We start from the raw sequence: 14,141 nt of genomic DNA on the forward strand, positions 1-14,141 counted from the left end.
GTGCCACTGCTTTTTTTTAGTTATCCAGCTCGCCCATTGATTTAACCTGGTCACGGTTAATCTGTTCAGTTTGACCGGTTTCGGCGTTTTTGTACGATACCAGACCGGTATCGTCATCCACCTGCGGTTTCCCGTCAGTAACAATCGTTTTGCCATCGGTGGTTTTTACGGCCTGATTGGACGAACAGCCCGCCACGGTGAACATTGCGGTGGCAGCCAGAACGGAAGCGATCAGTAGTTTATTTTGCATGGTGTTTTCCCTTGCTCTCAGTTGAATTTTCGTTATCGACCTAACTATTTTAGGCTAACTGACTGAAAGCGGATGAAAAACCAGAAGGTTCTTAAGATGGGAAAATTGCCCGGTAACCGGATGGCACCGGGCAATGTGTGTTACTTGCTAATCTGAGCGTGCATTTCCTGCACCGAAATCACCTTCTCGGTGGCATCCGCATTCAGCGCCATGGCCGTCGCGAAACCGCCGTTCAGGGTGGTGTCGTAATGCACTTTGTACTGGAGCGCGCTGCGGCGAATCAGCTTGGAGTCTTCAATCGCCTGGCGACCTGCGGTGGTATTAATGATGTAGGTGTACTCGCCATTCTTAATGCGGTCCTGAATGTGCGGACGACCTTCATGCACTTTGTTCACCAGACGCGGGTTGATACCCGCTTCACCCAACACAATCGCCGTACCGTGAGTGGCGTCCAGCTCGAAGCCCTGTTTCATCAGCTTGGCGGCCAGGTCAACCACGCGCTCTTTATCGCCTTCGCGAACGGAGAGCAGCGCACGGCCAGATTTTCTCATGGTGGAGCTACTGCCCAGCTGCGCTTTCGCAAACGCTTCTGCGAAGGTACGGCCAACGCCCATCACTTCCCCGGTAGAGCGCATCTCTGGCCCTAACAGCGGGTCAACGCCCGGGAATTTGTTGAACGGCAGTACCACCTCTTTCACCGAGTAGTAAGGCGGGATAATTTCTTTCGTGACGCCCTGCTGAGCCAGCGTCTGGCCGGCCATCACGCGCGCCGCCACTTTCGCCAGCGGAATACCGGTCGCTTTGGAGACGAACGGTACGGTACGCGCCGCACGCGGGTTGACTTCAATCAGATAGACTTCGTTGTCTTTTACCGCGAACTGAACGTTCATCAGGCCGCGAACCTGAAGCTCGAAGGCCAGTTTCTGCACCTGCTGGCGCATCACGTCCTGAATCTCCTGGCTCAGGGTGTACGCTGGCAGAGAACAGGCGGAGTCACCGGAGTGCACGCCCGCCTGCTCGATGTGCTCCATGATGCCGCCAATCAGCACCCTTTCGCCGTCGCAGATGGCATCCACGTCGACTTCAACCGCGTCGTCGAGGAAGCGGTCGAGCAGCACTGGCGCATCGTTGGAAACGCTCACCGCCGTCTGGAAGTAGCGACGCAGGTCCGCTTCGTCGTAGACGATTTCCATCGCGCGGCCGCCCAGTACGTAGGATGGACGCACCACCAGCGGGTAACCGATCTCTTTCGCTTTCTCAACGGCCATTTCAATTGCGGTCACGGTGGCGTTCGCCGGCTGTTTCAGTTTGAGACGGTCAACCGCCTGCTGGAAACGCTCGCGGTCTTCCGCACGGTCAATCGCATCCGGGCTGGTGCCGATAACCGGCACACCTGCTGCTTCCAGCGCGCGCGCCAGCTTCAGCGGAGTCTGGCCGCCATACTGCACGATCACGCCTTTTGGCTTCTCGATGCGCACGATTTCCAGCACGTCTTCCAGGGTGACCGGCTCGAAGTAGAGGCGGTCGGAAGTGTCGTAGTCGGTCGAGACGGTTTCCGGGTTACAGTTGACCATAATGGTCTCGTAACCGTCTTCGCGCAGCGCCAGTGAGGCGTGTACGCAGCAGTAGTCAAACTCGATGCCCTGGCCGATACGGTTTGGACCGCCGCCCAGCACCATAATCTTGTCGCGGTCGACGGACGGGTTTGCTTCGCACTCCTCTTCATAGGTGGAGTACATATATGCGGTATCGGTCGAGAATTCAGCCGCACAGGTGTCCACGCGCTTGTAGACCGGGTGCAGGTCGTACTGGTCGCGCAGCTTGCGGATTTCCGCTTCACGCACGCCCGCCAGCTTAGCCAGACGCGCATCGGCGAAGCCTTTACGCTTCAGCATGCGCAGGAAGTCTGCGTCCAGGCCGTTGATGCCCAGCTCCGCCACCTTCTCTTCCAGACGCACCAGCTCTTCAATTTGCACCAGGAACCAGCGGTCGATGTTAGTCAGGTTAAATACGCCGTCGACGGACAGGCCCGCGCGGAAGGCATCGGCGATGTACCAGATACGCTCTGCGCCCGCGTCTTTCAGCTCGCGGCGGATTTTGGTCAGCGCTTCCGGGTCGTCCAGGCTGACTTTCGGGTCAAAGCCGGTCGCGCCCACTTCCAGGCCGCGCAGTGCTTTTTGCAGGGATTCCTGCTGCGTGCGGCCAATCGCCATGACTTCACCAACGGATTTCATCTGGGTAGTCAGACGGTCGTTGGCACCGACGAATTTCTCGAAGTTAAAGCGTGGAATTTTGGTCACAACGTAGTCGATGGACGGTTCGAAGGACGCTGGCGTGCGGCCACCGGTGATATCGTTCATCAGCTCGTCAAGGGTGTAACCCACCGCCAGTTTCGCCGCCACTTTCGCAATCGGGAAGCCGGTGGCTTTGGAGGCCAGTGCGGAGGAACGGGACACGCGCGGGTTCATTTCGATAACAATCAGACGGCCGGTTTTCGGGTTCACCGAGAACTGCACGTTAGAGCCGCCGGTTTCCACGCCGATTTCACGCAGTACCGCCATCGAGGCGTTACGCATGATTTGGTACTCTTTGTCGGTCAGCGTCTGAGCTGGCGCAACGGTGATGGAGTCACCGGTGTGGATCCCCATCGCGTCGAAGTTTTCGATGGAGCAGACGATGATGCAGTTGTCGTTTTTATCACGCACCACTTCCATCTCGTACTCTTTCCAGCCAATCAGCGATTCATCAATCAGCAACTCTTTGGTTGGGGAGAGATCCAGGCCGCGCTCGCAAATTTCTTCAAACTCTTCGCGGTTGTAGGCAATGCCGCCGCCGGTGCCACCCATGGTGAAGGAAGGGCGGATGATGCACGGATAACCCACTTCAGCCGCAACGGCCAGCGCTTCTTCCATATTGTGCGCGATACCGGAACGTGCGGTATCAAGGCCAATTTTTTTCATTGCCACGTCGAAGCGGCGACGGTCTTCTGCTTTATCAATCGCGTCGGCGGTCGCACCGATCATGGTCACGCCGAACTCTTCCAGCACGCCCTGACGCTCCAGCTCCAGCGCACAGTTCAGCGCCGTCTGGCCGCCCATGGTCGGCAGCACCGCGTCCGGACGCTCTTTCTCGATAATTTTGCGTACCACTTCCCAGTGAATCGGCTCGATGTAGGTCGCATCCGCCATTTCCGGGTCGGTCATGATGGTGGCCGGGTTAGAGTTTACTAGGATGACACGGTAACCCTCTTCACGCAGGGCTTTACACGCCTGCGCACCGGAGTAGTCGAATTCGCAGGCCTGGCCGATGACAATCGGGCCAGCGCCAAGGATCAGGATGCTTTTTATGTCTGTACGTTTTGGCATGGTCTTCTCAGCTCCTGATTATTTAGCGGTCTTACGGTATTGCTCGATAAGTTCGATGAAGTGATCGAACAGCGGCGCGGCATCGTGTGGGCCCGGGCTGGCTTCAGGGTGGCCCTGGAAGCTGAACGCAGGCTTATCGGTGCGATGGATACCCTGCAAGGTACCATCGAACAGTGACTTATGCGTCACGCGCAGGTTAGCTGGCATCGTTGCTTCATCCACAGCGAAGCCGTGGTTCTGCGCGGTGATCATCACCGTGTTGTTGTCGATATCTTTCACCGGGTGGTTACCACCGTGGTGGCCAAACTTCATCTTGACGGTGTTCGCTCCGCTCGCCAGCGCCAGCAGCTGATGGCCGAGACAGATGCCGAATACCGGGATGTCGGTTTCAAGGAAGGACTTGATGGCGTCGATAGCGTAGTCGCACGGCGCCGGGTCGCCAGGACCGTTTGAGAGGAAGATGCCGTCCGGGTTCATCTTCAGAACATCTTCAGCAGAGGTTTTCGCCGGAACCACCGTCAGGCGGCAGCCACGGTCAACCAGCATACGCAGGATGTTGCGCTTGGCGCCAAAATCGTAGGCCACCACGTGGAACGGCAGCTCGCTTTCCGGTTTCGCTTCCGGCAGGTCGCCTTCCAGCGTCCAGCTTCCCTGCGTCCAGCTGTAGGCTTCAGCGGTGGTCACTTCTTTCGCCAGGTCCATACCGTTCAGTCCCGGGAAGGCTTTCGCTTTTTCCAGCGCCAGCGTCGCATCGAGGTTATCCCCTGCGATGATACAACCGTTTTGTGCACCCTTCTCGCGCAGCAGACGCGTCAGCTTACGGGTATCGATATCGGCAATCGCCACAATGTTGTGGCGCTTCAGGTAAGAAGAGAGGTCTTCGGTGTTGCGGAAGTTGCTGGCAATCAGCGGCAGGTCGCGAATGACCAGGCCTTGCGCATGTACCTGAGAGGATTCTTCGTCAGCCGCATTGGTGCCGACATTGCCGATATGAGGATAAGTAAGAGTAACGATTTGGCGAGAATAGGAAGGATCAGTGAGGATTTCTTGATAACCGGTCATTGAAGTATTGAAAACGACTTCCCCAACCGCCGAACCCGTTGCCCCTATGGCCCGACCGATAAACTGGGTTCCGTCTTCCAGAACCAATAGCGCTGACTTAATCAAAACACCCTCCAGAGAATATTCACTCACTTTATTTGCATATTAATTCATAACCATGTCATGGATCAATGCAAATGTGTTGCCAGCGGATTTTTGGCAAACGGCGGCATTCTGGGGATTTGCCATGTAAAAGTCAACTTAAAACGGGAGTTTTGTATATTCTTTTGCAAGCCTGGCGGTCTGAAATCAGATTAAGCGGCAAAAAGATCAACTAAATCACTGTGGAAACCGCTTGCGCATGCAGTTTAATAGAAAGGAACGTCTTGCAGTAATAAAAAGTGGACCAAATGGTCAAAATTTACAGTTCTGCAACAGAAATTATCGAGAAAACACTTACTTTAAATCAGTTAGACACAATAAATACCCCAAATAGACAAAATAAAAGGGCAATAAAATATTGCCCTATGCAATCAAGTAATTACGACTGCAATAACCACATCACGAAGGGTAATAATGCTTACAAATTGTTGAGTTCGAGGACATCTCGCATATCAAAAAGACCATTACGCTTACCTTTCAGCCACAATCCCGAACGTACCGCCCCGTTTGCAAATGTCATGCGGCTGGATGCTTTATGAGTGATTTCGATCCTTTCGCCAATATCGGCGAACATAGCGGTATGTTCACCGACGATATCACCCGCGCGAACAGTGGCAAACCCAATGGTGCCAGGCACGCGCTCGCCAGTGTGGCCTTCGCGAGAATAGACCGCGATGTCTTTCAAATCTTTATCAATTGCACACGCAATCGCTTCGCCCATCGCCAGCGCCGTGCCTGACGGAGCATCGACTTTGTGGCGATGGTGCGCTTCGACGATTTCAATGTCGGTATAGTCGCCCATCACCTTCGCCGCCTTCTCCAGCAGTTTCAGCATGACGTTTACCCCCACGCTAAAGTTTGCCGCAAAGACAATCGCAATCTCGGTGGACGCATCCTGAATGGCTTGCTTACCGGCCTCGTCAAAACCGGTGGTGCCAATCACCATCCCTTTACCGTGCTGACGGCAAAACGCCAGGTGAGCCAACGTGCCTTCAGGGCGGGTAAAATCGATAAACACGTCAAAGTCTTCTTTCACCGCCTCAAGGCTGCTCTGCACGGTAACGCCCGTCTGACCTGCGCCCGCCAGCTCGCCTGCATCGGCTCCCAAAAGCGATGAACCTTCACGCTCCAGCGCCGCGCCAAGCGCCACGCCATCCATCTGTAGTGCCGCCTGAATCAGCTGACGGCCCATACGACCACCCGCGCCCGCAATGGCGACGCGGATCTGTGCATCATGCATAGTTATTCTCTTACGTTAAAATGATGTAAATCGTTTTCAGATTACCCAGCCTTTGCACAGGCTGCCACAGAAAACGCCGATAATTAGAATTTAATGATAAACAGGGTGAGATATCAGTGAAAGACATGATCGTCAGCGAAAACCACATGATTCCCGCACCACCAGCGCAGGCGGCAGAATGATTCGTTTGGCGGGTTCGTCGTTGCCCTGTATGCGGCTGTAAAGTAACTCCCCTGCCTTACGACCAATCTCTTTCGCCGCCACCGATACGGTGGTCAATGCGGGCTGCACCAGAGCCGCTTCGGTAATATCATCGAAACCGACCAGCGCAAAATCACGTCCCGGCTCACGGCCCATCTTGCGTAAGCTTTGCATCACCCCCAGCGCCACAACATCCTGATAGCAAATCGCCGCACTGATGTGTGGATGCTCGAGAAGTAACGCCTCTGCCACGCGCGCGCCGTCGCTTTGGCTGGCGTGAGAGGTTCTGATCCAGGCAGGATTCGGCGTCACGCCGTACTCCAGCAGCTTGCTGGTAAAGCCCCCGATACGCTGCGCCCGAGAGCCCGAATTCTGGCTCCCTCCAATGAACGCAATGTGCCGATGGCCCATTCTGAGCAGATGCTCCGTCGCCATCTGCGTGCCTAAGAAGTTATCCGTTCCGACAAAATCAAAATCCGGATCGTTCAGCGGTCGCACAACCATGATAGCCGGAATATTGCGCCGCTTCAGACCCTCAAAAAAGGCCTGGGGCGTTTCCCGAGCCGCACACAGCACCATACCGCCGACGTTATTACGCATCAGTGAATCAACAAATTTTTGCTGTCGCTCTGCCGATTCCTCGCTATTCGCCAGAAAAAGCATCAGCTCGTGGCGCTCCATTTCATGACTTAGCCCTGCCGTCATCTCGCTGTAAAAAGGGTTGGTGATATCGTGCAAGAGCAGCCCGACCTGGTTACTGCTGCGGTTACGTAAATTGGCTGCCGTCTGGTTATAGACATAGCCGGATTCATCCAGCGCCTTGAGCACACGTTCGCGCGTGCTTTGCGAAATGCGGCCTTTGTTGCAGAGCACCATCGAGACCGTCGCCGTTGACACGCCGGCGCGTTTCGCGACATCGGCCAGTGTAATTCCCGTCATGTTGTCTCCTTCATCATCACTACAGGTTAATCGAATAACCTGTTTTCTGCATTTTTCCCTGTGAGACTCTTCACATTACCGCTGTTGTTCTGGATTCGATTCGCATTTATGGCGGGTTAATCGCGTTAACCACTCTTCTCAAATACGGTTAATCGAATAACCTTAAATAACGATTACGGAGGATACAATGACAACCTACGACAAATTCCCCACGGTGGCGATACAGGGTTTTGATGACAGCGCCTGGCAAGGCTGGGAAGCAATAACCCGCGTTCTTGAGTCAAAAACCCAACAGCGCAGCCGCACGGTGCTGGTGATTGACTGCTATCCGGGCGTGCGCATGACCGAGCTTGAAGAGAACGTGCTGCCGCGTCTACGCCCGACGCTGGCGATCAATGCTGAACAGGCGCGACGGGATGAGTGTGCCATTCATGAGATGCTGGCGCGCAACCTCACAGACGATCGCGTCTTTGGCGTTCTCTCCTGCCACCAGCTTGGAGAGTTTTTCGATCCCGCGCGTCTGGAGGCGTTGCAGGTTCGGGTGAGCCAGTGTTCTGGGGGGCTGATTGTGATCTACGGTCCCGGTGCGACGCTTGTCCATCCGGGTGATGTGCTGGTGTATGCCGATCTGCCGCGCTGGGAGATCCAGCAGCGTATGCGCCGGGGTGAGACTGGGAACTGGGGCGCAGATAATCAGCAGGAAGATATGCTTCGTCGCTACAAGCGCGCCTTTTTTGTCGAATGGCGCGTCTTCGATCGCCACAAAACGCCGCTGCTCAGGCGCACCGATTTTTTACTGGATACAACCCAGACGAACCAGCCCGCGATGGTCAGCGGCGAGGCCCTGCGAGCCGGGCTGAAGCAAACTACCACCCAGCCTTTCCGCGTGGCGCCCTTTTTCGATCCTGGCGTCTGGGGCGGCCAGTGGATGAAACAGCAATTCGATCTCGATCCCTCTGCACCCAATTACGCGTGGTGTTTTGACTGCGTGCCCGAGGAGAACAGCCTGTTACTGCGTTTTGGCGCAGTGCGGATCGAGATCCCCTCTCAGGATCTGGTTTTGCTTGAGCCCCGTGCTCTGCTGGGCGAGAAAGTTCACGCACGTTTCGGCGCGGAATTCCCGATCCGTTTTGACTTCCTCGACACCATGGGTGGCCAGAATCTGAGCTTCCAGGTCCACCCCATTACCGAGTACATCCAGCAGCAGTTTGGGATGCACTATACCCAGGATGAGAGTTATTACATTCTGGAAGCGGAGCCGGGTGCCGTCGTCTATCTGGGGACCAAAACCGGCACAGACCCTGAGGCCATGATGGACGATCTCAGGCGCGCGGGTCGCGGTGAAAAACCGTTTGATGACGACCGCTTCGTTAATCAGATCCCGGCAAAAAAGCACGATCATTTCCTGATCCCGGCTGGGACGGTGCACTGCTCCGGCGCGGGTACCATGGTGCTGGAGATCAGCGCTACGCCGTATATTTTCACCTTCAAACTGTGGGACTGGGGCCGCCTGGGCCTGGACGGGCTGCCGCGCCCGGTACACCTGGAGCACGGTGAAAAGGTGATCGACTGGCAGCGCGACGCGCAGTGGGTTCATCAGCATCTGGTGAATCAGTTCGAACCTGTCGCGGAAGGAAACGGCTGGCGTGAAGAGCGTACTGGCCTGCACGAGCGTGAATTTATCGAAACCCGCCGCCACTGGTTTAGCGAACCCGTTTTGCACCACACCGGCGGCGGTGTGAACGTGCTGAATCTGGTAGAGGGCGACGAAGCAATTGTCGACAGCCCAACCGGTGCATTTGAGCCGTTTACCGTCCATTACGCCGAAACCTTCATCATTCCGGCAAGCGTAGGTGACTATCGCATTTCACCTTCAGCCCGTGCTTCCGGACACCCCCTCGCGACTATCAAAGCCTGGGTAAGGAGCTAACGATGATTCATTTTATTGTCGCCACTCATGGGCCGTTAGCCGCCGCGCTGCTGGAGAGCGGCCGGATGGTATACGGCGAGCTCCCCGGCGTACACGCCATTTGTCTGACCGAACAGGCGGGAATAGAGGGCTTCCGGCAGGATTTCATCTCCACACTGGAAGCGGCAAGCGTCAACGCTGACGGCGTGCTGGTGCTGTGCGACATGCAAAGCGGCACGCCGTGGAACGTGGCCTGTGAGGCCGCGCTTAACCCATATACGCAGCCGCCGGTCGCCGTGGTGGCTGGAGTCAACTTCCCGATGCTGCTGCAAACCGAAGAGGTGATGATGGCTCGCGATGTTCATCAGGCTGCCGGGCAGCTTATCGAACTTACTCTGCCGACGCTGGTACAGGCGAAACCGGCAGATACTGCACAGACAGACGATTTTTAAGGAGCCGCATATGAGTATTTCTTTTGTACGCATTGACGATCGCGTGATCCACGGGCAGCTCATTACACGCTGGGCCAGGGAGCTGCCCTGCGACGGCATCGTTGCCATTGACGATGCCGTTGCGGCCGATCCGCTGTTATCGTCGGTCATGAAAGGGGCCGTATCAGATACCAAAGTGTGGCTGTTCGATACGGCAACCGCGATCGAAAAACTGCCAAAAGTGATTGCCAGCGAAAAGCGCTATTTCGTGATTGGCAAATCTCCACTCACGCTACAGCGCATTGAGCAGGCGGGCATTAGCCTGAAAAACAGCAATGGAAAAATTAACGTGGGCCCGATGAGCGCCCGGGCTAACACGATCACCATCGGCCCGAATCAATCGGTAACCCAGGATGAAGCGGCGGCGTTCGAGTGGCTGACCGGGCAGGGACACGCGATTGAATTCCGCCTGGTTCCTGATGCCAGTTTTTATACCTGGCAGGATGCCAGACAAAAGCTGAAATAAGGAGCAGATCATGATTATCGAAGCGGCTTTAATTGGCCTGCTGTGTTATCTGGGCGCACTCAGTAGTCCGTGGCTTTTAGGGCTGACGGGCGGCTGGTATCTCATCTCCCGACCGCTCATTTCCGGGATGCTGGTTGGCCTGATCCTGGGCGATATCAAAACCGGGATTATGATTGGCGTAGCGGTGCAGGCGGTTTATATCGCAATGGTGACACCCGGCGGCTCGATGCCAGCAGATTTAAACTTTGTGGCTTATCCGGCCATTGCACTGGGAATACTTTCCGGCAAAGGACCTGAGGTTGCCGTCGCGCTGGCGGCGACTATTGGGATCGCCGGAACCATTCTCTTCAATGCGATGATGGTGCTGAACTCCTTCTGGAACCATCGTGCGGATGTGGCGCTGGAGAACGGCGACGAGCGCGGGATCTACCTCAACAGCGCCATCTGGCCGCAGGCGATGAATTTTGTGCTGCGCTTTGTGCCTACCTTTATCGCCGTCTTTTTTGGCGCACAGTACATTAGCGGGTTTATGGACAGCCTGCCGCACATCGTCCTCTCCACCATGAATGTGCTGGGCGGCATCTTGCCCGCCGTCGGTATTGCCATCCTGCTTAAGCAGATCATCAAAAGCTATACCATGCTTATCTACTTTCTGGTGGGCTTCGTCTGCATCGTTTTCCTGAAACTCAATATGGTCGCGCTGGTGATCGTGGGCGCCCTGCAGGCACTGATTCATTACAACTATAAACCCGAGGCACCGCAGGCCGTGGCTTCAGCACCTGTCCCTGACGACGAGGATGAATTCTGATGGAAGAACGTAAACTCACCCGCAAGGATCTGCGCCGCTGCTGGCGAGCGTGGATGATGCACAACCTCTCCTCAATGAGCTTTGAACGCCTTGAATCCTTCGGCTTTTGCCTGAGCATGCTGCCGGTCGCAAAAAAGCTCTATCCCGACCCGGTACAACGTACCGAGATGCTGCGCCGTCACGCGTCGTTCTACAACACAGAGCCACAGATTGGCGCGATCGTTAACGGTATGGCGCTGGGGCTGGAGGAGAAAAAAGCCAACGGCGAGCCGATCGACGGTGAAACCATAAATACCCTGAAGGTAGGCCTGATGGGGCCAATTGCCGGGATCGGCGATTCGATGATCCCCGGCATGCTGATCCCGATCCTGCTTAGCATTGGGATGGCGCTGGCGGCAGGCGGAAATATCCTCGGTCCACTGTTTTATACCGTTGCCTGGCTGGCCATCATTATCCCTGGCTCCTGGTTCCTGTTTCTCAAAGGCTACCAGATGGGATCAGGCTCCGTGGAGATGCTGGTCAGCAGCAAATCTACCCGGCTACGGGAAGCGCTCTCGCTACTGGGCGTATTTGTCATGGGCGGCGTGGCGGCCAGCTACGTGAAGCTCGGCACCGGGCTGGAGTTCATCACCCGGGACGGGGTTAACATTCACGTTCAGCAGATGCTGGACGGTATTTTCCCGCAGCTGCTTCCGCTGGCGGTGGTGCTGGGGACCTGGTATCTGATGGCAAAACGCGGCGTGTCGCCGGTAAAAGCCATGATATTGTTGCTTATACTGGCAGCGCTTGGCGTGGCGTCCGGTTTGTTTGCAGGATAAGAAAACCGGGGCAATGCCCCGGCTTCTTTATGGATGGAAGTTATTCCACAGTTCTGCGACTTTATCCGGACGCGAAATAAACTCGAACCGTGCGGGGTCATCAATAAACTGCTGATAAACAGGCGCATCAGTAATGCCAAATTCCGGATAACTTCTCGGCGTAATCATCTGCAAGCGCCCTGGTCTGTAGTGACTGTTATGCTGCCAGACAATATGATTACCCTGAACTAAGGGATACCAGGCCAGACCTTTTCGCGCACGAACGGCCTCATACTCAAAGCCATATTCCCGATCGCACCACGCACCAAACGTCAGCGGCTCATTGGGCGAGGCCGAAATCGTCGCATGGCCCCATCCGGGAGGGACCAGTACCTTTTCACCCGGCCCCGCGAGTACCGCAAAACAACGTCCCGGATCGTCGTCCACATACTCCTGCATGTAGATAATCGCTTTACCCTGCCAGATTTCGTACAGCTCAGGGGGCGACCATCCGCTGTGCTGGCTAATACGGTGAACATGTCCCTGGCTGCGGACCGGCTCATCGCCAAGCGTGCCTGCCGCGTAGGTGACCACACCAAAAAGCAGCATGCGTTTTTCGAGCTCCGGCCTGTCCGCCAGACGCGCCACGTCCATCGCGATGGCATATACCTGTTCAGGCCCTTCGCAGTCCCGATTGCGCAGCGACGGGCGGATCTGATCCAGCGTTCTGATCTCCGGCATCGGCCCGGTAACATCCTCTCCGTAGCAAAAACCGAGCGGCTGACGGTTGATGGTCATATCAAGGCCATAGTTAGCCATGGCGCACCTCGTAACCTTCCCCGGAGGCAAAGATCCGCAGGGTGAAGCCCTCTGCCAGCGCCGCATAGTCGTGTCCCGCAATGCTCGGCCAGACGGCAAGGGAGGATAGCGTCTCGTTGCCAGTGTTAATCAAACGATGCGCTGTAAAAGGAGGAATAATATGCACGGAGCCAGCCGTCACCTGCTCAAGCCGCGCGTCGCCCGCCTCCGTTTGCAGCAGCAACAAGCCACATCCGCGCAGGCCAAAATAGACCTCCCCTGTTCGCGGCGCTGATGAAAATGACCGCGAGTCATAAAGAACTCATCGCCCACGTTACCCGCACGCAGGTGAGTTACCCCAACGAAGAGTGCCCCTTCCCCTACGGGCGAGCCCAGTACGTCTACGTCATACACACTTTTTTGAGGATTGCCGCACTTCCACGCCTCGCCGTCTGCGAAGATCCCAGGAAGATCCGCAAGACGAGTCGTTTTGCGGATAAGCGGCCCGCTGGCTAGCGCGCCGGTAGCCCACGTCAACTGAGGTGGCAAAAAGATGTCTGAATTCATATCGCTCTCCGGCCCGAGGAGAACAGCAATATCATGATGGCAGATTAAACGATTAACCTAGCGATAAAAGCGTCAATATTGATGGTGAATCACAGTTAACCAGAAACAAAAATGCCGGAGGCTTTCGCCACCGGCATTTTGAAGATTGAGAGGACATTATTCCACTTCGCGGGCGTCGATTCGCAGCTCTTTCGGCACTTCGAAGACAATGTTCTCTTCACGGCCTTCCAGCGGCACCGCTTCGCCACCGCCCAGCTCTTGCAGGCGGGCAATGACGTTTTGCACCAGGATATCCGGCGCTGAAGCGCCTGCGGTAACACCGACGCAGGCCGCGTTTTTCACCCACGCTTCCTGAATGTCCGTTGCGTCGTCGATCAGAAAAGCTGCTTTCCCCATACGCTGCGCCAGTTCGGCCAGTCGGTTGGAGTTAGAGGAGTTTTTCGAGCCGACCACCAGCACCACATCCGCCTGTTCAGCCAGGGCGCGTACGGCTTCCTGACGGTTGGTGGTTGCATAGCAGATATCATCTTTGCGCGGCCCGACAATTTTCGGGAAGCGCTGGCGCAGGGCGTCAATCACGTCTGAGGTGTCGTCTACGGAAAGCGTCGTCTGGGTCATAAACGACAGACGGGCTTCGTTTTTCACGTCCAGCGTAAAGACATCTTCCGGTGACTCAACCAGATACATGCCCCCTTCCGGGTTGCTGTACTGGCCCATGGTGCCTTCAACTTCCGGGTGACCGGCGTGACCAATCAGAATTGACTCTTCACCACGACGGCTGGCGCGCGCCACTTCCATATGCACTTTTGTCACTAACGGACAGGTGGCATCGAATACGGTCAGATCGCGGCTTTTCGCCTCGTTGCGTACCGCCTGAGAGACGCCGTGCGCGGAGAAGATGAGGATTGCGCCGTCCGGCACTTCGCTGATCTGCTCGATAAAAATCGCACCGCGCTCGCGCAGGCTGTCGACCACGTAACGGTTGTGCACCACTTCGTGACGCACGTAAATCGGCGCGCCGTAAATCTCCAGCGCGTTTTCAACAATGCTGATAGCGCGGTCTACACCGGCGCAGAAGCCGCGCGGGTTAGCCAACAGGATCTGCAT

General features: G+C 56.0%; 12 protein-coding genes and 1 pseudogene. 5 read left to right on the forward strand and 8 right to left on the reverse strand.

The window, feature by feature from the left end:
- Positions 1-16: 16 nt before the first annotated feature.
- From ACOTYH_RS12995 to ACOTYH_RS13015, 5 genes are all read right to left on the reverse strand, one after another.
- The gene (locus tag ACOTYH_RS12995) at positions 17-250 is read right to left on the reverse strand and encodes a YgdI/YgdR family lipoprotein (protein WP_003856439.1); all 234 of its coding nucleotides are present in this window, start codon (positions 248-250) and stop codon (positions 17-19) included.
- A 140-nt stretch (positions 251-390) separates the two neighbouring features.
- The gene (carB, locus tag ACOTYH_RS13000; RefSeq protein ID WP_033486735.1) at positions 391-3,615 is read right to left on the reverse strand and encodes a carbamoyl-phosphate synthase large subunit; all 3,225 of its coding nucleotides are present in this window, start codon (positions 3,613-3,615) and stop codon (positions 391-393) included.
- Positions 3,616-3,633: 18 nt separating this feature from the next.
- On the reverse strand, positions 3,634-4,782 hold the full coding sequence (carA, locus tag ACOTYH_RS13005; protein ID WP_023295905.1) for a glutamine-hydrolyzing carbamoyl-phosphate synthase small subunit: 1,149 nt from the start codon (positions 4,780-4,782) through the stop codon (positions 3,634-3,636).
- 454 nt (positions 4,783-5,236) lie between these two features.
- Positions 5,237-6,058: a 4-hydroxy-tetrahydrodipicolinate reductase gene (gene dapB, locus ACOTYH_RS13010; RefSeq protein WP_058688971.1), complete on the reverse strand. Its 822-nt coding sequence runs from the start codon at positions 6,056-6,058 to the stop codon at positions 5,237-5,239.
- Between the two features lie 132 nt (positions 6,059-6,190).
- Positions 6,191-7,198, reverse strand: coding sequence for a LacI family DNA-binding transcriptional regulator (locus ACOTYH_RS13015; RefSeq protein ID WP_015572642.1), 1,008 nt, complete (start codon positions 7,196-7,198; stop codon positions 6,191-6,193).
- 187 nt (positions 7,199-7,385) lie between these two features.
- Here ACOTYH_RS13015 and ACOTYH_RS13020 point away from each other — a divergent pair, with 187 nt between their 5' ends.
- The 5 genes from ACOTYH_RS13020 to ACOTYH_RS13040 are packed head-to-tail and all read left to right on the forward strand — an operon-like array spanning position 7,386 to position 11,690.
- Positions 7,386-9,128 (forward strand): class I mannose-6-phosphate isomerase, encoded by a 1,743-nt coding sequence (locus ACOTYH_RS13020; protein ID WP_017694537.1) that lies wholly within the window; start codon positions 7,386-7,388, stop codon positions 9,126-9,128.
- 2 nt (positions 9,129-9,130) lie between these two features.
- On the forward strand, positions 9,131-9,559 hold the full coding sequence (locus ACOTYH_RS13025) for a PTS sugar transporter subunit IIA (RefSeq protein ID WP_033486734.1): 429 nt from the start codon (positions 9,131-9,133) through the stop codon (positions 9,557-9,559).
- Positions 9,560-9,569: 10 nt separating this feature from the next.
- Positions 9,570-10,064 carry a PTS system mannose/fructose/N-acetylgalactosamine-transporter subunit IIB gene (locus ACOTYH_RS13030; RefSeq protein ID WP_015572639.1) on the forward strand — a complete coding sequence of 165 codons (495 nt, stop codon included), beginning with the start codon at positions 9,570-9,572 and terminating at the stop codon, positions 10,062-10,064.
- A gap of 10 nt (positions 10,065-10,074) precedes the next feature.
- The gene (locus tag ACOTYH_RS13035; RefSeq protein WP_058688970.1) at positions 10,075-10,872 is read left to right on the forward strand and encodes a PTS mannose/fructose/sorbose/N-acetylgalactosamine transporter subunit IIC; all 798 of its coding nucleotides are present in this window, start codon (positions 10,075-10,077) and stop codon (positions 10,870-10,872) included.
- Complete coding sequence (locus tag ACOTYH_RS13040; protein ID WP_015572637.1) at positions 10,872-11,690, forward strand: PTS system mannose/fructose/sorbose family transporter subunit IID; 819 nt, start codon at positions 10,872-10,874, stop codon at positions 11,688-11,690. Before ACOTYH_RS13035 ends, ACOTYH_RS13040 begins: the two co-directional genes overlap by 1 nt.
- Before the next feature lie 27 nt (positions 11,691-11,717).
- Here ACOTYH_RS13040 and ACOTYH_RS13045 read toward each other — a convergent pair whose 3' ends face one another.
- The 3 genes and pseudogenes from ACOTYH_RS13045 to ispH all read right to left on the reverse strand — a co-directional run bounded on the left by ACOTYH_RS13045 (position 11,718) and on the right by ispH (position 14,141).
- Positions 11,718-12,488: a glucose-6-phosphate isomerase family protein gene (locus tag ACOTYH_RS13045; RefSeq protein WP_058688969.1), complete on the reverse strand. Its 771-nt coding sequence runs from the start codon at positions 12,486-12,488 to the stop codon at positions 11,718-11,720.
- Positions 12,481-13,034: pseudogene (locus ACOTYH_RS13050) on the reverse strand (glucose-6-phosphate isomerase family protein). The gene ACOTYH_RS13045 and the pseudogene ACOTYH_RS13050 overlap by 8 nt, the downstream one beginning before the upstream one ends.
- A gap of 156 nt (positions 13,035-13,190) precedes the next feature.
- Entirely contained in the window at positions 13,191-14,141 is a 951-nt protein-coding gene (gene ispH / locus ACOTYH_RS13055; protein ID WP_017383814.1) for a 4-hydroxy-3-methylbut-2-enyl diphosphate reductase, read from the reverse strand.

The sequence above is a fragment of the Enterobacter cloacae complex sp. SHL001 genome, from assembly GCF_049236825.1.
GTDB classification, from domain to species: Bacteria; Pseudomonadota; Gammaproteobacteria; order Enterobacterales; family Enterobacteriaceae; genus Enterobacter; species Enterobacter hormaechei_C.